General features: G+C 58.4%; 19 protein-coding genes and 1 riboswitch. Of the genes, 8 read left to right on the top strand and 11 right to left on the bottom strand.

Translation table 11 applies throughout. From position 1 onward, the window contains the following. Positions 1-78: 78 nt before the first annotated feature. From ONZ54_RS08165 to aceA, 3 genes are all read left to right on the top strand, one after another. Positions 79-213, top strand: coding sequence for a hypothetical protein (locus ONZ54_RS08165; RefSeq protein ID WP_256684442.1), 135 nt, complete (start codon positions 79-81; stop codon positions 211-213). 706 nt (positions 214-919) lie between these two features. Then, a complete protein-coding gene (gene aceB / locus ONZ54_RS08160; protein ID WP_271787886.1) occupies positions 920-2,527 on the top strand; it encodes a malate synthase A in 1,608 nt (535 codons plus the stop codon). Between the two features lie 75 nt (positions 2,528-2,602). Continuing rightward, on the top strand, positions 2,603-3,916 hold the full coding sequence (gene aceA / locus ONZ54_RS08155) for an isocitrate lyase (protein WP_021139226.1): 1,314 nt from the start codon (positions 2,603-2,605) through the stop codon (positions 3,914-3,916). Positions 3,917-4,011: 95 nt separating this feature from the next. Here the strand turns inward: aceA and hda are convergent, their stop codons facing one another. The 3 genes from hda to upp all read right to left on the bottom strand — a co-directional run bounded on the left by hda (position 4,012) and on the right by upp (position 6,612). After that, entirely contained in the window at positions 4,012-4,713 is a 702-nt protein-coding gene (gene hda / locus ONZ54_RS08150) for a DnaA inactivator Hda (protein WP_005320168.1), read from the bottom strand. A 103-nt stretch (positions 4,714-4,816) separates the two neighbouring features. Then, positions 4,817-5,836 carry a DUF2066 domain-containing protein gene (locus ONZ54_RS08145; RefSeq protein ID WP_271787885.1) on the bottom strand — a complete coding sequence of 340 codons (1,020 nt, stop codon included), beginning with the start codon at positions 5,834-5,836 and terminating at the stop codon, positions 4,817-4,819. Between the two features lie 149 nt (positions 5,837-5,985). Beyond that, positions 5,986-6,612 (bottom strand): uracil phosphoribosyltransferase, encoded by a 627-nt coding sequence (upp, locus tag ONZ54_RS08140; RefSeq protein ID WP_005320172.1) that lies wholly within the window; start codon positions 6,610-6,612, stop codon positions 5,986-5,988. 175 nt (positions 6,613-6,787) lie between these two features. Between upp and purM the strand changes: the two genes are divergently transcribed. Further along, positions 6,788-7,825: a phosphoribosylformylglycinamidine cyclo-ligase gene (purM, locus tag ONZ54_RS08135; protein ID WP_059112624.1), complete on the top strand. Its 1,038-nt coding sequence runs from the start codon at positions 6,788-6,790 to the stop codon at positions 7,823-7,825. Positions 7,826-7,857: 32 nt separating this feature from the next. Beyond that, positions 7,858-8,496 (top strand): phosphoribosylglycinamide formyltransferase, encoded by a 639-nt coding sequence (gene purN, locus ONZ54_RS08130; RefSeq protein ID WP_271787884.1) that lies wholly within the window; start codon positions 7,858-7,860, stop codon positions 8,494-8,496. Between the two features lie 117 nt (positions 8,497-8,613). Here purN and ONZ54_RS08125 read toward each other — a convergent pair whose 3' ends face one another. The 5 genes from ONZ54_RS08125 to ONZ54_RS08105 form a co-directional block, all read right to left on the bottom strand. After that, the gene (locus ONZ54_RS08125; protein ID WP_416995608.1) at positions 8,614-9,375 is read right to left on the bottom strand and encodes a Nif3-like dinuclear metal center hexameric protein; all 762 of its coding nucleotides are present in this window, start codon (positions 9,373-9,375) and stop codon (positions 8,614-8,616) included. 354 nt (positions 9,376-9,729) lie between these two features. Next, positions 9,730-11,073, bottom strand: coding sequence for a sigma-54-dependent transcriptional regulator (locus ONZ54_RS08120; protein ID WP_021139231.1), 1,344 nt, complete (start codon positions 11,071-11,073; stop codon positions 9,730-9,732). Continuing rightward, entirely contained in the window at positions 11,070-12,104 is a 1,035-nt protein-coding gene (locus ONZ54_RS08115) for a sensor histidine kinase (RefSeq protein WP_125607423.1), read from the bottom strand. The genes ONZ54_RS08120 and ONZ54_RS08115 overlap by 4 nt, the downstream gene beginning before the upstream one ends. Positions 12,105-12,210: 106 nt before the next feature. Beyond that, positions 12,211-13,632: a sigma-54 dependent transcriptional regulator gene (locus ONZ54_RS08110; RefSeq protein ID WP_034523731.1), complete on the bottom strand. Its 1,422-nt coding sequence runs from the start codon at positions 13,630-13,632 to the stop codon at positions 12,211-12,213. A gap of 266 nt (positions 13,633-13,898) precedes the next feature. Beyond that, positions 13,899-14,768 carry a DUF2726 domain-containing protein gene (locus ONZ54_RS08105; protein ID WP_005320184.1) on the bottom strand — a complete coding sequence of 290 codons (870 nt, stop codon included), beginning with the start codon at positions 14,766-14,768 and terminating at the stop codon, positions 13,899-13,901. A 190-nt stretch (positions 14,769-14,958) separates the two neighbouring features. Here ONZ54_RS08105 and ONZ54_RS08100 point away from each other — a divergent pair, with 190 nt between their 5' ends. The 3 genes from ONZ54_RS08100 (at position 14,959) to ppx (ending at position 19,095) form a co-directional block, all read left to right on the top strand. After that, positions 14,959-15,471 (top strand): glycine cleavage system transcriptional repressor, encoded by a 513-nt coding sequence (locus tag ONZ54_RS08100; protein WP_058394198.1) that lies wholly within the window; start codon positions 14,959-14,961, stop codon positions 15,469-15,471. Positions 15,472-15,545: 74 nt separating this feature from the next. Continuing rightward, positions 15,546-17,615 (top strand): polyphosphate kinase 1, encoded by a 2,070-nt coding sequence (gene ppk1, locus ONZ54_RS08095; protein WP_271787883.1) that lies wholly within the window; start codon positions 15,546-15,548, stop codon positions 17,613-17,615. Continuing rightward, positions 17,605-19,095, top strand: coding sequence for an exopolyphosphatase (ppx, locus tag ONZ54_RS08090; RefSeq protein WP_005320190.1), 1,491 nt, complete (start codon positions 17,605-17,607; stop codon positions 19,093-19,095). The genes ppk1 and ppx overlap by 11 nt, the downstream gene beginning before the upstream one ends. A gap of 85 nt (positions 19,096-19,180) precedes the next feature. Here the strand turns inward: ppx and mgtE are convergent, their stop codons facing one another. The 3 genes from mgtE to ONZ54_RS08075 all read right to left on the bottom strand — a co-directional run bounded on the left by mgtE (position 19,181) and on the right by ONZ54_RS08075 (position 24,240). Next, a complete protein-coding gene (mgtE, locus tag ONZ54_RS08085; RefSeq protein ID WP_005320192.1) occupies positions 19,181-20,524 on the bottom strand; it encodes a magnesium transporter in 1,344 nt (447 codons plus the stop codon). Positions 20,525-20,646: 122 nt separating this feature from the next. Then, a riboswitch (M-box (ykoK) riboswitch) is annotated at positions 20,647-20,816 on the bottom strand. A 210-nt stretch (positions 20,817-21,026) separates the two neighbouring features. After that, the gene (gene flgL, locus ONZ54_RS08080; RefSeq protein ID WP_271787882.1) at positions 21,027-22,235 is read right to left on the bottom strand and encodes a flagellar hook-associated protein FlgL; all 1,209 of its coding nucleotides are present in this window, start codon (positions 22,233-22,235) and stop codon (positions 21,027-21,029) included. A gap of 4 nt (positions 22,236-22,239) precedes the next feature. Continuing rightward, the gene (locus ONZ54_RS08075) at positions 22,240-24,240 is read right to left on the bottom strand and encodes a FlgK family flagellar hook-associated protein (protein ID WP_271787881.1); all 2,001 of its coding nucleotides are present in this window, start codon (positions 24,238-24,240) and stop codon (positions 22,240-22,242) included.

The following is a 24,240-nucleotide window of genomic DNA, read 5'->3' as shown; positions in this document are numbered from 1 at the left end:
GCCGGCAATGAAACAGGGAGGTGGGAATCCGGGTGATGGAGTCACCGACCGGCTTGCAATCCAATGAGGCAAGCACCCATGACGCAAGCAGTTGAATCACAGCCCCACCCAGCCCCCCTGCCACAAACCGACATCGAACTCGGCGAGCATGAATACGGCACTATAGTGCATCTGGATGTGGTCGATCTAGCGGCGCCGGACGACGAATACTGATCCCGCTCAAGATAGAGTAGAAGAGGAAAAGCAGCCGCTGAACCCTTGGGTTTCGCCACCCTTTTACCTTCCCCGGGGGCCAGGAAGGCCCACTGACACAAATAACAATAAAATGCTGCATAACTACGACTTATCAGTTTTATCCACTCCCCAACCTCCTCCCCTCATCACCCCAGATAGCAAGCCAAGGTGATACAAACCTACGTTATTGCTCGTCACTTTTCCCCTGCTGACGAGATAAACCCCATTCGACCCCTCTTCCCCATCCAAGTTTTAAACAAACGTTCAATAGCCAACACTGGCGAGAGCTGAGTATTCACTGAGATCCAAAAAATCATTTCATACAGCCGTTTTCTGAAAGCTTGGAGTAAGGTCGGGATTTGTTTTTGCATTTGTAATTTTATTACGTAATTAGTTACATCCCGGGTATTCAAAACACCGCTGGCTTACACCACCACAGGGGGTGGGAAACCAAGAGCATAACCATCTGCATAGAGCATTTGCGCTAATCACATAATCCCATTAAAAACATAATCTTAACTATGTGTCAGAAACAGGCGTTTTAAAAAAGTGGTTGACGGAGAGGGCAATATTTCGCACCTTATAAATCGTGTTATCCCGTTGTTACGGGAAGTTTGAAAGAACAGGGATCGACTTTAGTCGTAGTTAATTAGTTCAAAATGTAATTCTCAAAGGAGTGAACCCTATGTCGGCACCGGCCCAGACCCACTGTAGCGCCCGTCTGCGCATCCAGGGCGAGATGCTTCCCGAATACGCGCAAATTCTGACGCCGGATGCGGTGGCCCTGGTATCCGAACTGGTGGAACGCTTTGCTCCCCAACGGGGCGAATTGTTGAAACAACGTGTGGCACGCCAGGCCCGTATCGATGGCGGCGAGCTGCCGGACTTTCTGCCGGAAACAGCACATATCCGTGCAGGCGACTGGACGGTGCGCGGTATCCCGGCCGACTTGCAAGACCGCCGGGTAGAGATAACGGGGCCAGTTGAACGCAAGATGGTCATCAACGCCCTCAACGCCAATGTCAAAGTCTTCATGGCGGACTTCGAAGATTCCCTGGCTCCTGCCTGGAATAAAGTGATCGAGGGTCAAATCAACCTGCGCGATGCGGTCAATGGCACCGTCTCCTACACCAGTCCGGAAGGCAAGGCCTATACCCTGAATCCCAATCCGGCCGTGCTCATCTGCCGGGTGCGTGGCCTGCACCTGCCGGAAAAACATGTCACTTTCGATGGTGAGCCCATCCCCGGCGGCCTGTTCGACTTCGCACTCTATTTCCTGCACAACCATCAGGCGCTGCTGGCCAAGGGCTCGGGCCCCTACTTCTATGTGCCCAAGCTGCAAAGTCATCTGGAAGGTCGCTGGTGGAGCGAAGTGTTTGCCTGGACCGAAGACAAGTTCGGTCTGCCCCGCGGCACCATCAAGGCTACCGTGCTGATCGAAACCCTGCCGGCGGTGTTCGAGATGGATGAGCTGCTCTATCAGATGCAGGATCACATAGTCGCGCTGAACTGCGGCCGCTGGGACTACATCTTCAGCTATATCAAGACGCTGAAAGATCATAGGGACAGAGTGCTGCCCGACCGTCAGGTGGTCACCATGGACAAACCCTTCCTCTCAGCCTATTCACGGCTGCTGATCAAGACCTGCCACAAGCGGGGCGCTCTTGCCATGGGCGGCATGGCCGCCTTTATCCCGGCCAAGGATGCCGCCGTCAACGAGCAGGTCTTTGCCAAGGTCAAGGCGGACAAGGAGCGGGAGGCAAGCAACGGCCACGACGGCACCTGGGTCGCCCATCCCGGCCTCGCCGATACCGCCATGGCCGTGTTCAACGCCACCATACCGGCAGGCGCCAAGAACCAGATCGGCGTATTGCGCGAGCAGGATGCACCCATCACAGCCGCCGACCTGCTGGCCCCCTGTGAAGGCGAACGTACCGAAACGGGCATGCGCACCAATATCCGGGTCGCCCTGCAATATCTGGAAGCCTGGATAGGTGGCAATGGCTGTGTGCCCATCTATGGCCTGATGGAAGATGCGGCCACCGCCGAGATCTCCCGCACCTCCATCTGGCAGTGGATCCGCCACGGCAAGAGCCTCTCCAACGGCAAGGTGGTGACCAAGGAACTGTTTCGCCAGATGCTGGCCGAGGAGCAGGAGGTGGTCAAACATGAAGTGGGCGCCGCCCGCTGGCAAGCAGGACGCTTTGCCGAAGCGAGCGAGTTGATGGAGCAGATCACCTGCGCCGATACCCTGATCGATTTTCTGACGCTGCCCGGTTACGAGCGGCTCTGAACTCCGGGTCTCCCCAGCGGAGCCCGCCAATAACAAGTCAATGGAAACGTGAAATCAATGAAAGAGGGAACTGATATGGCACTGACCCGTGAGCAACAGATCCAGGCTATCGAGAAAGACTGGGCAGAAAACCCCCGCTGGAAAGGGATCAAGCGCGGCTACAGCGCCGAAGACGTGGTGAATCTGCGCGGCAGCTTGCAGCCGGTGCACACCCTGGCTCAGCGCGGCGCCGACAAACTGTGGGAGCTGATCCACGGCAGCGCCAAGAAAGGCTACGTCAACTGCCTCGGCGCCCTGACCGGCGGCCAGGCAGTGCAGCAAGCCAAGGCAGGTATAGAGGCTATCTACCTCTCCGGCTGGCAAGTGGCGGCGGACAACAACTTGTCCTCCACCATGTACCCGGATCAGTCTCTCTATCCGGCCAACTCCGTCCCCTCGGTGGTTGAGCGCATCAACAACTCGTTTGCCCGTGCCGACCAGATCCAGTGGGCCAACAAAGTGGGTCCGCAGGATGCCGGTTTCATCGACTACTTCCTGCCGATCGTGGCGGATGCCGAAGCCGGTTTCGGCGGCGTGCTGAACGCCTTCGAGCTGATGAAGGGGATGATTGAAGCGGGCGCCGCCGGCGTACACTTCGAAGATCAGCTGGCATCGGTCAAGAAGTGCGGCCACATGGGCGGCAAAGTGCTGGTGCCGACTCAGGAAGCGGTGCAGAAGCTGGTTGCAGCACGCCTCGCAGCCGACGTCTGTGGCACCACCACCCTGGTGATCGCCCGTACCGACGCCAACGCGGCGGACTTGCTCACCACGGATGCGGATCCGTACGATTCAGGCTTCCTGACCGGTGAGCGTACCGCCGAAGGTTTCTACAAGGTGCAGGCGGGTATCGAGCAGGCCATCTCCCGTGGTTTGGCTTATGCCCCTTATGCCGACATGGTGTGGTGTGAAACCGCCAAGCCGGATCTGGACGAGGCGCGCAAGTTTGCCGAAGCCATCAAGGCGCAGTATCCGGACACCATACTGGCCTACAACTGCTCCCCCAGCTTCAACTGGAAAAAGAATCTGGACGATGCCACCATCGCCCGCTTCCAGCAGGAGCTGTCCGACATGGGTTACAAGTACCAGTTCATCACCCTCGCGGGCATCCACAACATGTGGTTCCACATGTACGAACTGGCTTACCAGTACGCCCGTGGCGAGGGGATGAAGCACTACGTCGAGATGGTGCAAGAGCCGGAATTTGCCGCCGCCAGCCGTGGTTACACCTTCGTTGCTCACCAGCAGGAAGTGGGCACGGGTTACTTCGACAAGGTCACTACCGTCATTCAGGGTGGACAATCGTCAGTGACAGCACTGACGGGTTCGACCGAAGAAGATCAGTTCCACTGATCACGACTGTCGCACAGACAAAAACCCCGGCCTGGTGCCGGGGTTTCTTTTTGGTTTCAATCCGGGTCTTACCCGTACACACAGCCGCAGCCCGCTCAAAGTTCGAGGATCTCTTTCACAAAGGGGATGGTGAGCTTGCGCTTGGCGCGAAATGAGGCGTTATCGAGCTGATTGAGGGTGGTAAGCAAGGTGCGCATGTCGCGGGAGAGTCGGTTGAGCAGGAAGCGGCCCACATCGATGGGCAATTTGAAGCCCCGCAGCTCGGCACGCAGCTGCAGGGCACTGAGCTTGCCTTCATCATCCAGCTCGTCGAGATGGAAACTCACCCCCCAGTCGAGGCGCGAAGCGAGATCCGGCAGTTGCAGCCCCAGCTTGCGCGGTGCGCTGCAACCCGTGACCACCAGGGTACCTTCCCCCTTCTCCTGCCAGCGATTGTAAAAATCGAACAGGGCTCGTTCCCACTGCGCATTGCCGGCGATGGCTTCCAGGCTGTCGAGACAGACCAGTGGCAAGCTTTCGAGGGCGTCGAGCATGCTGGGATCCAGCTGTTCAAACTGATCGAGAGAGAGATAGGCTGCCGCCGCATCGCGGGCATTGACCTCGGCACAGGTGGCATGGAGCAGATGGGAGCGTCCCGATCCCTTGGCCCCCCAGAAATAGAGGAAAGGCGATCCCTGACCAATGGCCGCATTCTTGAGGGCGGTGATCAGATGAGCATTGTTGCCGGGATAAAAACTGACGAAGGTTTCATCATCCGGTAGTTGTACGGCTAAAGACAGTTGGGCCGGTTGCTTCACTCGTTAGGCTTTGACTGTGACATTTGTGCCAGAGTGTACCATCGCAAAGGCAGATAGAGACCCGCCCGGACTTGGCCGGGCGGTCGGGAACACGATGAAATGATCAGGGCTGCGACCATTGGTAACGCAAACCGCTGTCATTATCATCAATCTGGCGCAACCGGCTCTCCAGTTGCAGGCCGCGGATAAGCTCGGCCTTGTCGCCCTGCAACGAGAGATCGAAGGTCACCTTGTCCCCCTCCAGCTTGCCGATAGTCACCTTGGTAACGCTGGCCATGCCCTGCAGCATCTTCTGCACCGTGATCATGCCATCAATACCGGACAAACCTTCCACCACCAGTGTCTGACTGGAAGCGACACCCGAAATGCGCGCGCCATAGTTTTGTACCAGCCAGGCAGCCAGCTCATCGGCAAAATGCTGTGCCACCTCGGCCTGGGTACCACTGCTGCTGCCACGGGTGAGTTCGGCCAGCTCGCCACCGGCCTTGGGCCCATAAAGGCCCCAGTCCATGCTCCACTTGTCACCTTCCGGTGTCAGCTTGCCCAGCACCACCATCTCGGCGCCGTAACGCTGGCTCGCCTGCAGTATGGGAGCGGCAAAACGACCCCAGACGTCAGTGGCGTTGACCGCCATGTTGTCATCGAGATCCATCAAAGGAATGCTGACCGGCAGCCCCATGGCCTGGCTCTGGGTTCGCAATGCGCTGGCCCAGCCATCGCTGGATTGATCCGGCAGGATGCGGCGCTCCCCCTCATTGATTACCAGCCAGAGCGCCATCTGTGGCCTTGCAGGCCCCAGCAGGGCAAACTTGCTTTGGGAGATCAGGGCATTGACCTTGGCCACATTGAAGTCGGCTTTCAGAAACTTGACCGGCCCCACATCCTGATAGCCATAGTGCTGCACATAGTCGCCGGGGGCGGCCAGCGCCTTGACCACGTCAGGCTGGGTGAGGATGTCCCGTTTGCCGGTCACCTTGACGAGCACGTCCCCCAGCGCCTGGGACTGGGCAGCCACCATGTCGCCGCTGGTGGGCGCCTTGCCCTGATAGAGATCGGTCACCTGAGCGGCCGAGACCATGAATGACAAGCCGCAGCAGAGGACGGTCACAACACGTTTGAGCATGAGAGGAGTCTCGAAATGGGAGATGCTGCTTATGGTAGCGGCAAGGCGCGCATTGCAGCAAGACAGAGGATGCCATAAACAGCAGAGCCGGCAAGGCGCCGGCTCCATTCTCACCCCTCATACAGAGAAGGTGGTCAAGGCATCAGGAATTACTTGGTGCCAAAGATCTTGTCGCCAGCATCGCCCAGACCCGGGACAATATAGCCTTTCTCGTTCAGACCCTGATCGACGGAGGCGCAGTAGAGCTCAACGTCGGGGTGAGCGGCTTCCAGCGCCTTGATGCCTTCGGGGGCGGCGACCAGCACCAGCACCTTGATGGATTGGCAGCCTTTCTTTTTCAGCAGGTCGATGGTGGCAATCATGGACCCGCCAGTGGCCAGCATGGGGTCTATGACCAGCGCCAGGCGCTCTTCGATGTTGCTGACGATCTTCTCGAAGTAGGGAACCGGTTGCAAAGTCTCTTCATCGCGGTAGATACCGACCACGCTGACGCGGGCGCTCGGCATGTGCTCCAGCACGCCATCCATCATGCCAAGACCGGCACGCAGGATAGGCACGACAGTGACCTTCTTGCCCTTGATCTGGTCAACTTCCACTGGTCCGTTCCAGCCGTCGATGGTAACCTTCTCGGTTTCGAAGTCAGAGGTCGCTTCGTAGGTCAACAAACTGCCCACTTCTTTGGCCAGTTCACGGAAACGCTTGGTGCTGATATCGCCTTCACGCATCAACCCGATTTTGTGTTTGACCAGGGGGTGTTTGACTTCAACGACTTTCATTATTATCTCCTCTAACTGCCGCGAAAAAATCGCGGAATCATACAACAAAAGCCACGGCTTGTAGAGCTTTTCCACGCAAAAACGCGCAAACGATTTCCTTTCTGCTTTTACTCGGCCACTGTTAGAATACGCCCCGAATTTTACCCTCCACTTCTTCATATGACGGGGAATACGCGTGACTGACAAAACCTCACTGAGCTACAAGGATGCTGGCGTAGATATCGATGCTGGCAATGCACTGGTTGAACGTATCAAGGGCGTGTCAAAACGCACTCGTCGTCCTGAAGTCCTTGGTGGTCTTGGCGGCTTTGGGGCCCTGTGTCAAATCCCTGCGGGCTACAAGGAACCGGTACTGGTCTCCGGTACCGATGGTGTGGGCACCAAGCTGCGTCTCGCCATCGATCTGAAAAAGCACGATACCGTCGGTATCGACCTGGTGGCCATGTGCGTCAACGACCTGATCGTACAGGGTGCTGAGCCCCTGTTCTTCCTCGACTACTATGCCACCGGCAAGCTGGACGTGGACACGGCCGCGGCTGTTGTCACCGGTATCGGTGTCGGCTGTGAGCAATCAGGTTGTGCCCTGGTGGGCGGCGAAACCGCCGAGATGCCGGGCATGTATGAAGGGGAAGACTACGACATCGCCGGTTTCTGCGTCGGTGTGGTGGAAAAGAGCGAGATCATCGACGGCAGCAAAGTGGGTGACGGCGATGCCCTGATCGCCCTGGCTGCCAGTGGCCCCCACTCCAACGGTTTCTCCCTGGTCCGCAAGATCCTTGAGGTCTCCAAGGCCGATGTGCACCAACCGCTGGGTGATACCACCCTGGCCAACGCCTTGCTGGAGCCGACCCGCATCTATGTGAAACCAGTGCTCAAGCTCATCAAGGAGTGCGAGATCCACGCCCTGTCCCACATCACCGGCGGCGGCTTCTGGGAAAACATCCCCCGCGTACTGCCCGCCAACACCCAGGCGGTGATCGACGAGCAGAGCTGGCAGTGGCCGGCGGTGTTCAGCTGGTTGCAGCAGGCCGGCAACGTCACCCGCCACGAGATGTACCGTACCTTCAACTGCGGTGTCGGCATGATCATCGCCCTGCCGGCGGATCAGCTTGAAAAAGCACTGACCCTGCTCAAGGCCGAAGGCGAGAATGCATGGCACATCGGCCATATCGCCAAGGCGGCCGAGGGTGAGGAGCAGGTCATCATTCAATGAATGACCGGATCAACAGCCAAATGCCCTCCCCTATGAAACGCATCCTGGTGCTTGTCTCCGGCAGCGGCAGCAACCTGCAGGCGATTCTCGACAGTTGCGCCAGCGGCAAGATTGCCGGCGAAGTGGTCGGCGTCATCAGCAACAAGGCCGATGCCTACGGCTTGGTGCGTGCGAAAACGGCCGGGGTGGCGACCTCCATTCTGGCCCAGCAGCAGTTTGCCAGCAGGGCGGAGTATGACGTCGCCCTGCAGGCGCTGATGGATGACTATCAGCCGGATCTGGTGGTACTGGCCGGCTTTATGCGGATCCTGAGTGCCGATCTGGTGCGTCACTTTGCAGGGCGGATGATCAACATCCACCCTTCACTGCTGCCCAAGTATCAGGGCTTGCACACTCACCAGCGGGCTATTGATGCCGGTGATAGCGAGCACGGTGCCAGCGTCCATTTCGTCACCGAAGAGCTGGATGGCGGTCCCGTGATCCTGCAGGCTCGCGTCCCCATCTTCGAAGGTGACGATGTCGAGGAAGTGGCGGCCCGGGTGCAGGTCCAGGAGCACAGCATCTACCCGCTGGTGGTGCAGTGGTTCTGCGAAGGAAGGCTGAGAATGCAGGGCGATACCGTCCTGCTGGACGGTGCCGCCCTTGGCCCCGCAGGTCATGCCTGCGAGTAACCGCCAAGCGCAGCATGCAAAATGTAACAAGGGAGGCTCAGCCTCCCTTGTCATTTCTACATATCCACTCTATGACTGCAGTCATGTCCGATTACGCCGCTACGCGGCTAATCGAACTTACACCGGATTGTCGATATCGATAAAGGTCACATCCAGCCCCTGCACGGTCGCCAGCCACTCTCCCAGCGCCTTGATGCCGTAGCGCTCGGTAACATGGTGCCCGGCCGCATAGAAATGCATCCCCATCTCGCGGGCGGTGTGGATGGTCTGCTCGGAGGCTTCGCCGGAGATGAAAGCATCGATCCCCTGCTCCGCCGCCAGATTGATATAGCTCTGGCCACCGCCAGTGCACCAGGCCACGGAGCGGATAAGCTCGGGGCCGGTATCGCCACAATAGAGTGGTTCGCGGCCAAGGCGCTCGGCAATCAGCTTGGCAAAGTCGGCCCCGCTCATCGGCTCTTCCAGCTTGCCCACCATGGCGACGCTCTTGCTGTTCCAGGGCTCCAGGCCACGGCGCACCTTGATGTCCAGCAGCTTGGCAAGCTGGGCGTTGTTACCCACCTCGGGATGCACATCCAGCGGTAGATGATAGGCAAACAGGTTGATGTCGTGAGTGAGCAGAGTCTTGAGGCGACGCTGCTTCATGCCGGTGATCTGGGCCGGCTCGCCGCTCCAGAAGTAACCGTGATGGACCAGAATGGCATCGGCGTCGAGGGCCACGGCCGCATCGATCAGAGCCTGACTGGCGGTGACGCCGGTCACGACCTTGCGAATGCGCGCGCGCCCTTCCACCTGCAACCCATTGGGGCAGTAATCCTTGATGGCGTGGGGTTCAAGTAGATGGTTGAGTACGGTTTCGAGTTTTCGATGAGAGATCATAGGGGTCCCTTATAAAGGCTCGGTCCCCTGCATCAACGATACAGCAGGGGCCAGGCTCAAACGCCAAGGACCCCATGATAATCGAGCAAGGCCGCCAAGACCATGACAGTTCCCACCCTGGGCACTCGAACGCAACGCCACCCTGACTGCACTGATAACCAAGCCGGACAGCCAGGGACAAGGGTATTGCTCACCCCCACCTTCCCGCAAACAGGCGAGCCCTTCCTTTTGGACAACAGAGTCAGACCATGAGGGTCACGACAGTTTCCACACCACCTTGCAACCCAGAGGGGCTCCCGGCCACCTGATAACCAGGCCAAGCAACCAGGGCCACGACGGGATTCGACCCCATACTCAGGCGGGAAGATCTATCCCCGCCTCCCGCATCTGGGCCAGCTTGTAGCGCAGGGTGCGCGGGCTGATGCCGAGCCTGTCGGCCACCGCCTTGCGACTGCCGTTGCAGTCTTGCAGAGTGTCGAGGATGATCTGATGCTCCTGCTGCTTGAGCTCGCTGCCCAGATGCTCGCCACCGCTGAGACGGTCGCTGCTGGTGAAACGGATCTCCTCTTCGTCCACCTCTTCCAGGATCAGGTGCTCGCAGCCAATGAGGCCATCTGGGCTCAGGATCAGGGCACGTTGTACCACGTTGTCCAGCTCACGCACGTTGCCGGGCCAGGCGTGGGCCAACAGACGTTCGCGAGCCCTCTCTGCCAGCTGCGGCGTCGGCAGCCCCTGCTGGCTGGCATGCAGTGCCAGCAGGTGTTCTGCTAGCGGCAGTATGTCACCGGGCCGCTCCCAGAGCGCGGTCCAGCGCAGGGGGAAGACGTTGAGACGGTAGTAGAGATCCTCGCGGAACAGGCCGTCCTGCACCGCCTTCTTGAGATCCCGGTTGCTGGTGGCGATGACTCGCACATCGAGGGGGATCATCTTGCGACTGCCGAGCCGCTCTACTTCTTTTTCCTGCAATACCCGCAGCAGCTTGGCTTGCAACCCCAGATCCATTTCGGTGATCTCGTCGAGCAGCAAGGTGCCCCCCTGGGCCTGCTCGAACTTGCCGGGGCAACCCTGCACGGCACCGGTGAAGGCACCCTTCTCGTAGCCGAACAGGGTCGCCTCCAGCATGTTTTCCGGGATGGCGGCGCAGTTGATGGCGACGAAGGTTTGTTCGGCGCGGCTGGAGTTGTCGTGAATGTAGCGAGCCAGCACCTCTTTGCCGGTACCGCTCGGGCCAGTCACCATGACAGTGGCTTCGCTTCTGGCCACCCGGGTCGCCAGCTGGAACAGTTCAGCGGTCTTGGGATCCCCGTATACCACAGCGCGCTTTTCTACTTTCTGGGCTGGCACATAGCGGCTGACCTGATTGAGCAGCACTTCGGGGGAAAACGGCTTGGCGAGATAGTCGATGGCACCTTCACGCATGGCGCGCACGGCACCGTCGATGTTGGCGTAGGCCGTCATCAGCAGCACGGGGATCTGCGGATATTGCTGGCGGATAGCAGCCAGCAGGGTCAGGCCATCCATGCCCCCCATCTGGATATCGGAGATCACCATATCAAAGCTTTGGCGCGACAGAGCCAGCAGAGCGCGTTCGCCGCTGTCCGCTTCACGACACTCGTAGCCGCCGAGCAAGAGTGTATCCACCAGCGCTTCGCGCAGGCCATTGTCATCTTCTACGACCAGAATACGGGCCTGAGTCATGCGACACCTCCAAGCTGCATCGGTTGCTGATGCAGAGGGAACGACAGAGTAAAGCAGGTGCCTTCAGTGGGCACTGAGGCCACGCTGACCTCCCCCTGATGGGCACGCACCACAGATTGCACCACCGCCAGACCCAGGCCAGTGCCTTGGGAGCGGGTGGTGAAGAAGGGTTCGAAAATCTGGTTAAGCAGGTGGGCGGGCATCCCCTTGCCATTGTCGAGGATACGCATCTCCACCCGGGCGCCGCTGCGCACCGCACTCACCAGCAAGGAGGTGGCCCCCGCCTGCTGGGCGTTGGCGATCAGATTGTTGATGGCCCCCGCCAGTGCACTGCTGTTGGCGAGCAGGCACAGATCCGGCTCCGGCGCCTCCATGTGCAACTCGCAGCCCTGCTGGTTGCAGAATGCCTCGGCACCGGCCTGTACCTCGGCCAGCAACCCCTGTACCGAGATGGGGGTCACCACCTGGTTGTCACCGTTGCGAGCGAACAGCAGTATGTCGTTGATCTGTTTCTCGAGATCTTGCAACCTGGCCATCAGCTTTTGCTGGAACTGGCTGCGGGATTCGGGTTTCAAGGTGCGGTTGGCAAGATTGGCCGCATAGAGCATGGCAGCAGAAAGCGGTGTGCGGATCTGGTGGGCCAGCGAGGCTGCCATGTTGCCAAGGGCAGACAACCGCTTCATGTGGTTGACTCTGTCCTGCAGTTTGCGGGTTTCGGTCAGATCCGTGATGAATATCAGCTGGCCGGGTTGATCCGGCAGTGGCTGGGTCGAGAGCTGCACCCGCCGTCCGTCACGCAGGGAGATCTCGTGACCATCATCCTCACGGGGCTGGAAGCAGCGGTCGATGATCTGGCGCCAGGCCTGACCTTCCAGCGGCTCCCCCAACAGTGCCAGGGCTGCCGGGTTGGCACGGGTGATGCGACCCTCGCCATCGAGCAGCAATACACCGGTCGGCAGCGCCGTGAAGATGGCATAAAGCTGGCTCACCTCGTGAGACTGGAGTGGGTTGTCCTGCTGCTGGGCTGTCATAAACCTGACCTCAAACTGGCGATTAGGTCAGGTTATTCAATTTCCATGCCACTAAAAATATCACTATAAATCAAAGCCTTGAATATAAGCGTCAAGGCTTTGACCTTTAGACTTCCTTGCTCATCCCGTACTTTTTCATCTTCTCCACCAGCGTGGTGCGACGCATGCCGAGCAAGTCGGCGGCGCGGGCCACGACACCATCCTGGGATTCCAGCGCCTGGCGGATCAGCTCCACCTCCAAGTCGGCCAGCATCTCCTTGAGATTGACCCCCTCCTCAGGCAGCTGCATGGCGCGGGCGTGACTGTTGTGCATATCCAGCTCGGGCGGATCCTGGAACACGGCGGCCAGCGCATCGCGCTCGTCCATTTCGGTCAACCGCTCATCCCTCGGCTCGCACGGCAGCAGACGATAACGGCTCGGCAGGTCGGCCACATCGACGATCTGTTGCGGGTAGAGAATAAGCAGCCGCTCCAGCAGGTTGGAAAGCTCGCGCACATTGCCGGGCCAGGGGTATTGCATCAGGGACTCCATGGCGCGCTGGGTCAGGCGAATGATGCCATGATGCTGCTCGGCATGACGGTTGAGCAGCTCCTGCAGCAACAGCGGAATGTCGTCGACCCGCTCCCGCAGCGGCGGCGTCTCGATGGGAAAGACATTGAGGCGATAGTAGAGATCTTCACGAAAGCCCTGAGTGCGGATCATCACCTCCAGATCCCTGTGGGTCGCCGCTATGATGCGCACGTCCGCCTGGATCGGCTTGCCACCGCCGACCCGATCAAACAGCCGCTCCTGCAACACCCGCAGCAACTTGACCTGCATCGGCAACGGCATGTCACCGATCTCGTCGAGGAACAAAGTGCCCCCCTGTGCCAGCTCGAAGCGGCCGCGACGGGAGGCGATGGCGCCGGTGAAGGCCCCTTTCTCATGACCGAACAGTTCGCTTTCCAGCAATTCGGCCGGGATTGCGCCGCAGTTGATGGGCACGAAGGGACCGGCACAGCGTGAAGAGAGTTCGTGAATGGCGCGGGCGACCACCTCTTTACCCGTCCCGGACTCACCCAGGATCAATACGTTGGCGTCGGTTTCGGCCACCTGACTGATGAGGCGGCGCACCTCCTGGATGCCACGCCCCTTGCCCACCAGCAGACGCAGCAGGGCCTGGCCCTTGTCATGGGTCTGCTGGCGAGGATGCAAGGAGACAAATGCCTGACAGAAATGCAGATACCGAGTGAGGGATTCGTAGGTGAAGGGAGCTTCGGCGACACCGATGAAGTTGCTGTTGGGGAAATCAGCCGGAACCAGCGACAAAAACGGAATGCGGGGAAAGAGGGTCAGCAATTCGTCCAACGGACGACCGGTCAAGGCACCGGCCAGCACCCCTTGCAGCGGGCCGGACGTTTCGATGGCCACATCCAGCTCGCTCTCGGCAATCTCCTGCCAGGGGATCCCCATAAACGAGAGCACAGTGCCCAACTGTTGGCGCCGCTGCGCATCGGCATCAACAATCAATACTCCCATCGCCATCATATCCATCCCTCTTATAATAGACGTAACTTATTGTTTTAATGTGCTTCTGTGGTCAAGCCACGCACCTTATGCAGGTCGCACAAAGTGCCAAAATTCCGACGCATTGTCAAAATTTGTCGCATTTGACTTAAGTTTATCGACGCAACTGCGTAATAAGATAAATTTTGTCGCCTCTTTTTTGATGAGGCATGGGGCGCTACCGCGAGGCAGGGATATTGACTGCATGTTTCCGGCCCAGTGACAGGCCGGAAACATGCAACAAGGGATCAGTGACGGGCGTTGGTGTGGGGGGCGGCGTAGCGACACTCGGGGAAGCGGCTGCACGCCATGAACAGGCGACCGGCATGGGGACCTTTTTTGGCCTCCCGCTCCACCAGCGGCGCATCGCAGCGGGGACAATGGGGAGCCTGGTGCGAATGCGAGTCTTCTTCGTCCTCCACCTCGGCAAACAAGTTATCCACCAGCTCGCTGTCGGCAGTCGAGACCAGTGCACTCCTGACCGGCGTGGTGATCACAGGGGACGAGCTTGAAGGCGAGCGTCCCCCATGGCGGGTCTCGTCCATGTCGACACCGTCCAGCAGCAAGGGGCTGAAGGTTGGCTCGCGGCGCTCACCCGGCATCACATTGTCGACCAGCGGTGCAGTTGTCTTGACCAGCAGCGGCAGGATCTGCTCGCGCAGCTCTTCCACCTGATAATGGGCACTCGCCGGGATCTGCAGCAACGGCAAACCGGCACTGTCGCAGGCGGTTTTCAGGAAAAGGTCGCGGGCCTTGCGTTTCTGATGTCGATGAGAACTGTCATCGAGCTCGATGGCGCAGATAAAGGAGAGATCGGCCGGGTGGCAGAGCAGATAATCCAGGTGCTTGGCGCTGATCTTGTTGAAGTGTTGCTGCCATTTGCTTTTGCCAAGCCCCGCCTGTGGCGTCAGCACATCGGCGACCCTCACCTTGGCAAAGACCCGGGCCTTGTCACCGACTGCCAAGTCCAGCACACCGAGGAAGGAGCGTTCGGCCGGGCTGAACAGTGCCTCCTGCAGATCATAGGGCAACGCCTTGCCTCTCTTGCTCCTGGTCCAGAAGACCACCAGCAGAAGCAGCACCAACAACACCAATCCCGATACGACAAGGGTATTCATGAATGCACTATCCAGTTCACAAAACGAAAGAGGGCATCACTCTACCACAGGGGTCAGATACCCGGCAGCGCTGAAACGTGGCACAAACCTCTCCTCTGGTTTTTTTCAGCCTATTTAGGCCGAACGGGGCTTCATATGGCCTGCCACAGCAGGCACAATGCTACAGAAACCCAATTCCAAGGAGAGCAGGATGCAGAAGCAATTGGTCGTGACCGTGATCGGTACAGACAAACCCGGCATAGTCGAGAGTCTGGCGGATGTCATCACACAGCAGCAGGGCAACTGGCTGGGCAGTTCCATGAGCGAGCTGGCCGGGCAATTTGCCGGCATCCTGCACGTCACTGTGCCCGATGAGCACTACCGCTGCCTGTGTGAGGCCTTGGTAATGTTGCCCGGCCTCACCGTCAGCTTTGCCGAAGGCCAGCTCGGCCAGGAACCGGAACGCCAGGTCATGCTCAGCGTCACCGGCAACGACAGAGCAGGGATAGTGCACGAAGTGGCCAGCATACTGCGCCAGCTCAACATCAACGTGGCCGATCTCACCACGGGTTGCGAACCTGCGCCCCACTCGGGCGCCCCTCTCTTCTATGCTCACGCCCTGGTGGCCCTGCCACCCCAGCTGGAGCTGGACGATCTTGTGGCGGCGCTTGAATCTCTATCTGACGATCTTGTCGTCGATATCGACCAGGCTTTCACCGACTGAGCGGATTGTCATCAATCTGTCATATTCACACGCCATAACTGCCGCGCAGACGCGACCTGATACAGAGGCATTAGATGAGCACCGACAAGCAGTATGAAGAAAAAGAGCTGAGCTGGCTCTCATTCAATGAACGGGTGTTGCAAGAGGCGATGGACAAGACGGTGCCCCTCATAGAGCGGGTCCGTTTTCTTGGGATCTTCTCCTCCAACCAGGACGAGTTCTTCAAGGTACGGGTGTCGGACGTCAAGCGCCGTATTCTCATCAATGAAGTACACGGCGGCGGTGACGAAGCCAAAGTGCTGCTGCGCGCCATCCAGCAGAAGGTGATGGCGCTCGGCGAAGCGTTCGACAACACCTACAAGGAGTTGTTGATCGCGCTGGCCCGCCACAACATCTTCCTGGTCAACGAGACCCAGATTTCCGAGTCAATCCATCAGTGGCTGCGGGTCTTTTTCAGAGAGAAGGTACTCCGCCACATCATTCCTATCCTGCTCAACAAAGAGGTCAACCCGGTCAAGTTCCTCAAGGATGAGTACACCTATCTGGCCATCGAGATGAAGAAGAATGGCCAGGTGATCCAGTACGCTCTGGTGGAGGTACCGACCGACGATCTGCCCCGCTTCTTCCAGCTGCCGCCGGAAGGCACCCGCCGCAAGAAGCAGATCATCATTCTGGATAACGTCATCCGCTTTTGTCTCGACGAGATCTTCAAGGGCTTCTTCGACTATGACGAGATTGCCGCCTACGCGGTGAAGCTGACCCGGGATGCCGAGTATGACCTCTCCGATCAGCTGGATCTCAGTCTGGTGGACAAGATGAGTGACGGCTTGAAGCAGCGTCTCACTGCCATGCCGGTGCGCTTCGTCTACGAGCGGGAGATGCCCGCCGCCATGATAAGCTTCCTCAAGCTCAAGCTGCAGATCAGCTCCTACGACGCAATCATGCCGGGCGGGCGTTATCACAACTTCAAGGATTTCATCGGCTTCCCCAACGTAGGCCGGGACTATCTGGAAAACCCCAAGCTGCCGGCCCTTGAATGCTGCGACTTTGACGGCTTCGTCAATGCCTTCGATGCCATCGCCAAGCAGGACATACTGCTCTACTACCCGTACCACAAGTTCCACCACTTTACCGAGCTGGTGCGTCAGGCGGCGTTCGACCCTGCGGTCAGTGCCATTCGCATCAATATCTACCGGGTCGCCAAGAAGTCGCGCATCATTCACTCCCTCATCGATGCCGCCAACAACGGCAAGAAGGTGACAGTGGTGGTGGAGCTGCGGGCCCGTTTTGACGAAGCGGCCAACATCGACTGGGCCAACATTCTCACCGACGCCGGGGTCAAGGTGGTGTTCGGGGTGCCGAGTCTCAAGATCCACTCCAAACTCTGCCTCATCACCCGCCACGAAAATGGCGAGGCGGTGCGCTACGCCCATATCGGCACCGGCAACTTCAACGAGAAGACGGCCAAGATTTACACCGACTTCTCCCTGTTGACCCGCCACCCGGATATCACGGCCGAAGTGGAAGGGGTGTTCGAATACATCGAGTACCCCTATAAGCGTTACAAGTTCAACCACCTGCTGGTCTCCCCCATCAACAGCCGCCGTCAGCTCTATCGGCTGATCGACAACGAGCTCACCAACGCCAAGGCGGGACAGCCCAGCGGCATTATTCTCAAGATCAACAACCTGGTGGACAAAGACCTCATCAACCGCCTCTATGCCGCCGGTCAAGCCGGGGTACCCATCCAGATGATCATCCGCGGCATGTGCGCGCTGCGTCCCGGCGTGCCGGGCTTGAGCGAAAACATCAAGGTGATCAGCATCATAGACCGCTTCCTCGAACATCCGCGGGTCATGGTGTTTCACAACAAGGGCAACCCCCAGCTCTATATCTCCAGTGCCGACTGGATGAGCCGCAACATCGATGGACGAATTGAGGTGGCCACGCCCATCTATGACGAGCGCCTCAAACAGCGCATCATGGACATTCTCGAGCTGCAACTGAGCGACACTTGCAAGGCTCGCGTCATCGATGCGGATCAGAAGAACGAATATGTGAAGCGGGGTAACCGCCGCAAGATCCGTTCCCAGGTCGCGATTTACGACTACCTCAAACGCATAGAGTCAAACAATGGACAATAGCCTGTACGCCGCCGTGGATCTTGGCTCGAACAGTTTTCACATGGTGATCGCCCGCCTCAACGAGGGGCGTATGCAGATAGTTGATCGCATCAAGGAGCGGGTTCGGCTGGCGGAGGGGATGGATGAGCAACGTCGCATGTCGGCAGACGCCATGGGACGCGGCCTCGACTGTCTCGCCCTGTTTGCCGAACGACTGACCAACATCAAGCCGGATCACATCCGTATCGCCGGCACCTATACCTTGCGCCGCGCCAGCAATGCCCGCGAGTTCGTGCGCGAGGCGGCCTCTGTGCTCAACCATCCCATCGAGATCATCAGTGGCCAGGAGGAGGCGCGTCTCATCTATCAGGGCGTCGCCCACACCCAGCACATTGAAGGACAGGTACTGGTGGTGGACATCGGCGGTGGCAGCACCGAGCTCATCATAGGGGAAGGCTTCGATCACAAGGCACTCACCAGCCGCAAGATGGGCTGTGTCAGCTTCACCCAGCATTTCTTTGCCAACGGCAAGCTGAGCGAGAAGGCCTTCAACGCCGCCGTGCTGGAGACCCAGCATCAGCTCGCCCCCATCATCAACCAGTATCGCAAGCTGGGCTGGCAGAGTTGCCTTGGCAGCTCCGGCTCCATTCGCACCGTGCGTGACGTGCTGCAGGGCGAAGGCTGGACTGATGGCAGCATCACACTGGCGGGACTGGAGCGTCTCAAGCGAGAGATGCTCGACCACAAGCGGGTCGATCAGTTGAAACTCGCCGGCCTGACCGAGGAGCGCCAGGAGGTGTTTGCCGCCGCCGTGGCCATACTGCTTGGACTCTTTACCTCTCTGCCCATAGAGAGAATGGAGTATTCGGACGGTGCCCTGCGCGAAGGGTTGCTGTATGAATTCGAGGAGCGCTTGCAGCACCACGACATTCGCGAGCGCACCGCGCTGGCCCTCTCCACCCACTATCGCATCGACAAGCGCCAGGCCAATCGGGTCGAGCAGAGCGTACTGACCCTGTTCGATGCGCTGAGCGGTCCCTGGGAGATGCCGGAGGAGCCCTATCGCGCCATCCTCGGCTGGGCGGCGCGACTGCACGAGATTGGTCTGGCCATCAACTACAGCGGCATCCATCGCCACTCCGCCTATATCTTGCAGCACACGGATCTGCCCGGCTTCAACCAGGACGATCAGGCACTGCTGGCGGCGCTGGTGCGGTTTCAGCGCAAGGGGCTCAAGCTCTCCGAGCTCCCTCCACTGCCCAACCACGACGAGCAGACCGTGCTGCGTTGCATTCGCATCCTTCGCCTCGCCGTGGCGGCGCACCACAGGCGCCAAGACAACCTGTTGCCGGAATGGAAGGTGCAGGCAGCCGAAGATCAGCTGGTGGTCACCCTGCCGATCGATTGGTGCGACGAGAACCGCCTGCTGATGCAGAACCTGGAGAAAGAGCACCGTTATTGTCAGGAGCAGGGCTGGCCACTGCTGTTCCAGCTAAGCTGATCCCCTTTCTCCACCCCGTAAACAGACAAGCAAAAAGGCAGCCCAGGCTGCCTTTTTGCTGTTATCCACTCGTTTTAACGGCGGCTTACTGCAGCTCGGGCAGCAACCACTTGGCCATCTCGAAGTAGATGATGAGGCCGGTACCGTCCACCAGGGTAGCGATGAAAGGAGCAGAAACAACAGCCGGGTCAATCCGGAAGCGACGCAGCACCATGGGAATGATGGAAGCAACGGTAGCGCTCCAGAGCACGATGGCGATGATGGTCAAGGTCACAACCATGCCGATCTCGGGGCCGACACCCAGGCTCCAGGCCCGGATCCATGCCGCAACCGCAATCGCTGCCGAGATAAGCAAACCGGTGGAGAGTTCCTTTTTCAAGACAGTCCCCAGGTTGCGCATGCTCACCTCCCCCACAGCCATGGCCCGCACTATGGTAGTGGTGATCTGGGTACCACTGTTACCACCGGTACCGATCAGCAGCGGTATGAAGAAGGCCAGCGCAATGGCGGCTTCCAGCTGCTCTTCGAATGCCCGCAGTACTGTGCCCGTATAGGCTTCTGCCACAAACAGGATAAGCAGCCAGCCCACCCGCTTGCGCCACAGTTGCCAGGGAGTCGCCTGCAGATAGGGCGTATCGAGCGGCGAGGAGCCACCCTGCATCTCGGCATCCTCTGTGGATTCGAGCTCCAGGATGTCGGCAGCATCGTCCACGTGGAAGATACCCACCAGCTTGCCCTTCTCCTCTACCGGTAGCGTCGAGATATCGCGGTCAATCAGCAAACGGGCAGCCATCTCCTGATCCGCACGCGCATTGATGCGCACCGTATCCCTGTCCATCAGGTCGCTGACGGGCAGTTGGGGATCGGCAATCAGCAAGGATTTGAGCGCGATACTGCCGAGCAGACGATGCTCAGCGTTGACCACATACAGGTTCTGGAACAACTGGGCATTGTCCCAGGCATCGTGGATCAACTGCTTGGCACTGCCCACCGTCTGCTGATCGCTGATGGCCAGAAACTCATGGCGCATGTTGGCGCCAACCGATTCTGGTGGCCAGTCGAGCAGGGAGTAGAAGGTGGACTGAGCCGGCTCCGGGAAGCGAGAAAGCAGCATGGTGCGCTCGCTGCTGCCCAGTCGGCGCAGTATGTCCAGCATATCACGACGAGGGATAGCCCCTTGCAACACACCGATAAGGCTGGCATGCAAGCGCAGCAGCAGACGGCCGGCAACATCGGCCGACAGTGAGCTCAGCAGGGCCGCGCCTTGTTCAGTGGGCAGGGTATCGAAGATACAGTTGAGCTCTTCCGGACGCAGGGTCAGCAGTTGATCGGCGCGCTGAACCGGATCCAGATTATTCTCCAGCCAGCCCTGCAGGGCGGCCAGATCGAGCAGTTGATGACGATTGAGTAGAGTCTGTGTTTTCTTCATCACAAGTGACCTCATGTGATTTCAGGCAGGGCCTGAGCGCGATCGGATATCCGGTCGCCGTCTGAAAGAAAACAGCAATTTGATTGACGAGTAATAGGCAGGAAATGACGCCGTCCGGCGTGTCATCATCCCCACGTACCAGCTTTAGCACTGCATAACGTATCCGGCATGCCGGAAGCCACTTGGGTTTACACCTTAATCCGATGAAAACTGTCCTGATCTTGGGCGTCTCTGGACGTCGTGAGATCAGTGGCCTTTGTTTATACAGGAGCCTCGCCTAACGAGATGCTGCAAAAAGTATGCACAACCCTTTGTTGTGCGGGCTGCATAATTATCGAATGCTCAATACGAGTCAAGCCACCAGGACAAGGTAATTGGCCTGCTGCAATATCTTGTTACAATTAGGGCTAGAGTGGATTCATATGAGAGCTATCAGTGGGTATTCAGCAAATGGGCCCTGTCACCTGGCAATGAAATTGCGGTGACCGGGCCCGTGAAAATATCAACGAATATAATCAAACAGCGTCAGTTTGCTTATTTTGCTGAAAGAGAGCTGGGAGGCACTCAATGCCGCATCCTCTTTTGACAGTGTGGCGATCACTTCATACAAATCCGCCTCGGATACCTTGGCCCTGGCTTGTTGATTGAGGGTACTCAAACCGTCGTTCGAGCCGAGCACCTGCTCCAGACTGTTCATTCTGCCGCCGATCTCACCCAACCCCTGATCGACATTCAAGCGGGCATTCTTCATATGGGAAGTCGCATCCGCGACTTTTATCTGAAAATCGTCCGCTGAAATATTGGGGTCACGCAGAGCGGTAATAAAGTCGGACATGCCATCCAGAATATTGTTGTTCTGGGGGGGATCCAGTACAAAATCTTGCGCTGCACCGCCTGCAGGCAGATCCAGGGTCAGCTCCAGGCCATTGAAGGGGATCTTGTTGCCCGCGACATAATCACCACTTTGCAACAGGGTGCCGCCACCATCCCGTATTTCATACGTATCCGGCGTACCCGCGGCCGTGGTTACCGTATATTGGTTGCTGGCTAGGGCTGGATCATAATTATTGCGATAAAAACTGTCGAAGTTTCCCTGATCGGCCACCCCGACTTGAATATTGGCACTGGCAGCACTGCTGGTTCTGCGCGTAGGCACTACCTCAAACAAATTGAAGCCTGAATCATTGGCTGCAATTTGCACCGTTGGTGACACCTGAATATTGCGCTGGCCGGTATCTCCCTGAAAGAGATAATTCCCGCTGGCGTCTTTGATAAATGGCTGGGTCTTGCTCTGGTTTCCACCAAAAATAAATTCGCCTTGGGAATTCTTGCTGTTCATCAGGTCAAACATCTGTTTTTGCAACCCTTCCAGCTCACTGGCAATCGCCAGACGGTCATCTGCGCTCACCGCGGAATCGTTGGATTTCTGGATCAGGGTCTGGGCACTGGTCATGGCGGTATTGAGCGCGGTCAACACTGTCTCTTCATGACCCAGGCTGTTCTCAAGCAGGCTGCCATTGACGCCATACTGCTTGAATAGATCGATCTCCTTGGTCAGCGCCATCTTCTGGCTCATGCCGGAGGGGTCTTCCCCCGAGGTCTTGAACTTGTCCCCGCTCTGCAGCTGTTCATAAGCCGTGCTCAACCTTTCGTTGGCATTGTTCAGCGAGGTGATATTCCGGCTATAGACCATGTTGGTGGTAATACGCATGCACTTACCTCACTGAAGACAACAGGGTATCGAAGATGGTTTTGGCGGTGCTGACCACCTGGGCCGATGCCGCATAAGATTGCTGGTAGCGGATAAGGTTGGCCGCCTCCTCCTCCAGGCTCACGCCAGAGACGCTCTCGAAAATACTGGTGCTCTGGTTCAATTTTGTTTCGTTGGCCTTGAGCAAGGTCTTGGCCTGGTTGGTCTGGTTGCCTATCCCTGTCACCAGGCCCGAGTAAGCCTCGTTGAAGGTCATCTTGTCATTGCTGGTGCCGGCATTGGTGCTCTTACGCACTAGGTCCTTGTTTTGCAGCTCCGCCAGTGCCAACCCGTTGGCATTGTCGGCAAAACCATCCTGGTTGTAACTCAGGGTGAAACTGTCACTGGCCCTTACCGTACCTGTGATGCTGAACTCATAGCCGGGAGTCTGGGTCGGATCGGCATAGACCTTGGGACCTGGCAGCGGGTTCTCGATGGCGGCCATCAAATTCTGGCCCTTGCTGGAAGCCGGCGCCACGCCGATGAGGGTAGTGCCATCTGCCGCATAGACTTCGTAGTTGCCGCTGCCATCTATCTTCACCACCTGGGGCGCTGCCGGATCCAGCGTATTGGTGCCAAAACCCGAACCCGTGCCTGTATTGAAGACGCCGCCAAGCTTGATCTCGGCAGAACCGAAGTTGTCCTTGTGCTTGTCAACCTTGAGGGGGGATGCCAGCGCCAGATCCTCCGGGCGGGTGGCCGCTTGGCCCAATCCGGCTGCCGCCTGCTTGGTGGGTTGCAGCAAGATCCTGTCCCCTGCCGCAGGTGTGCCGGATAAGTCTATTTCGATGCCGTGACCTGCCAGCTGGAAAGTGGCTGGTGGTGTGCTGCCGGTCGCCAGCGAGGTGCGGTTGCCATCCTTGTCCAGCGAGAACACCTCGTAACCGGTGGCGCTGCTGAACTGTACCTCGTAATCAAAGGTGGTAACCTCGGTGCCTTTCCCTGGCACGAAGCTGACTTTGGCGGCACCGGTGCCGGTGTTCTGCTCATAGGCCAGCCCATCGCTGGAGGCAAGGGAGAAGAGATCTCCCCCCAGCTCGTTATCCAGATCCATCCCCAACCGGTTCTGCCGGTTCATGGCATCGGCCATAGCCGCCGCCAACTGACCGAGCTCACGCTTGCTCGGCTCCAGATCATTGCGAGCGGAAAACAAGCCCCCCACCCCGCCACCTATGTCATTGTCACTGATGGTGGTTTTATTGGCCCCCATGGTCAGCTGTAGCTCGGATTCCCGAGAATCCGGGTTACCCGAGACAACGCTGAACTGGGCGACCCCGCCATTGAGGACCAGGGAGTGGCCCGTTCTCATGTTGACCAGCATGCTGCCATTGGCCTGAGGCACTGTGCTGATCTCCATTTTTTCGGAGAGCTGGCGAATGGCTTCATCCCGCTGATCGAACAGCATCAGATTCTCTTCCGGCGTTCCCTGGGTGCGGAGGATGGCCTGATTCAGATCATTGATGCTGTTGATGAGGTTGTTAACCTTCTTGGTCTCGTCACCTATGGTGGTGTTGATGGTGTCGGTCTGCTTGTCCAGCTGGGCTGACAGGGTATGAAAGCGGTTTACCATGCCGCTGAGCTCGCTCAGGGTGGTCTTGCGACCGGCGATGTCGGCGGGAGCCTCGTTGGCGGTATGGAACGCCTTGAAATAGGAGGTAACGGCTGCACCGACACTGTTGCTGGCATCCCCCAGCAAAATGTCGGTATTGGAGAGCTGCTCGTAGCGACTGGCCGAGGCGTAATAGGCGGACGTATCACGACGCACCTCACCCTGGGCGTAGGTATTGATGACCCGATCGGTCAGCATGTCACCCGTGCCCATACCGACGGAATTGGTATAGATCAGCGTACGCTCACGCACATAGCCCTGGCTGTTGACGTTGACTATGTTGTTGCTGGTGGTCTGCAGCAAGCGTTGCTGTGCCAACACACCCGAGGTACCAATTCCAAGCAGATCGCTTGCCAT

The sequence above is a fragment of the Aeromonas salmonicida genome (genome assembly GCF_028355655.1).
In the GTDB taxonomy this organism is placed as follows: Bacteria; Pseudomonadota; Gammaproteobacteria; order Enterobacterales; family Aeromonadaceae; genus Aeromonas; species Aeromonas salmonicida.
This window is presented reverse-complemented; position numbering and strand designations above follow the sequence as displayed.

What these genes read in the sequence shown, in the direction of transcription:
- ONZ54_RS08165 (WP_256684442.1), top strand. Translation starts at nt 79, where the DNA reads ATGACGCAAGCAGTTGAATCACAGCCCCACCCAGCCCCCCTGCCACAA.
- aceB (WP_271787886.1), top strand. Translation starts at nt 920, where the DNA reads ATGTCGGCACCGGCCCAGACCCACTGTAGCGCCCGTCTGCGCATCCAG.
- aceA (WP_021139226.1), top strand. Translation starts at nt 2,603, where the DNA reads ATGGCACTGACCCGTGAGCAACAGATCCAGGCTATCGAGAAAGACTGG.
- ONZ54_RS08145 (WP_271787885.1), bottom strand. Translation starts at nt 5,836, where the DNA reads ATGCTCAAACGTGTTGTGACCGTCCTCTGCTGCGGCTTGTCATTCATG.
- upp (WP_005320172.1), bottom strand. Translation starts at nt 6,612, where the DNA reads ATGAAAGTCGTTGAAGTCAAACACCCCCTGGTCAAACACAAAATCGGG.
- purN (WP_271787884.1), top strand. Translation starts at nt 7,858, where the DNA reads ATGAAACGCATCCTGGTGCTTGTCTCCGGCAGCGGCAGCAACCTGCAG.
- ONZ54_RS08125 (WP_416995608.1), bottom strand. Translation starts at nt 9,375, where the DNA reads ATGATCTCTCATCGAAAACTCGAAACCGTACTCAACCATCTACTTGAA.
- ONZ54_RS08120 (WP_021139231.1), bottom strand. Translation starts at nt 11,073, where the DNA reads ATGACTCAGGCCCGTATTCTGGTCGTAGAAGATGACAATGGCCTGCGC.
- ONZ54_RS08115 (WP_125607423.1), bottom strand. Translation starts at nt 12,104, where the DNA reads ATGACAGCCCAGCAGCAGGACAACCCACTCCAGTCTCACGAGGTGAGC.
- ONZ54_RS08110 (WP_034523731.1), bottom strand. Translation starts at nt 13,632, where the DNA reads ATGATGGCGATGGGAGTATTGATTGTTGATGCCGATGCGCAGCGGCGC.
- ONZ54_RS08105 (WP_005320184.1), bottom strand. Translation starts at nt 14,768, where the DNA reads ATGAATACCCTTGTCGTATCGGGATTGGTGTTGTTGGTGCTGCTTCTG.
- ONZ54_RS08100 (WP_058394198.1), top strand. Translation starts at nt 14,959, where the DNA reads ATGCAGAAGCAATTGGTCGTGACCGTGATCGGTACAGACAAACCCGGC.
- ppk1 (WP_271787883.1), top strand. Translation starts at nt 15,546, where the DNA reads ATGAGCACCGACAAGCAGTATGAAGAAAAAGAGCTGAGCTGGCTCTCA.
- ppx (WP_005320190.1), top strand. Translation starts at nt 17,605, where the DNA reads ATGGACAATAGCCTGTACGCCGCCGTGGATCTTGGCTCGAACAGTTTT.
- mgtE (WP_005320192.1), bottom strand. Translation starts at nt 20,524, where the DNA reads ATGAAGAAAACACAGACTCTACTCAATCGTCATCAACTGCTCGATCTG.
- flgL (WP_271787882.1), bottom strand. Translation starts at nt 22,235, where the DNA reads ATGCGTATTACCACCAACATGGTCTATAGCCGGAATATCACCTCGCTG.
- ONZ54_RS08075 (WP_271787881.1), bottom strand. Translation starts at nt 24,240, where the DNA reads ATGGCAAGCGATCTGCTTGGAATTGGTACCTCGGGTGTGTTGGCACAG.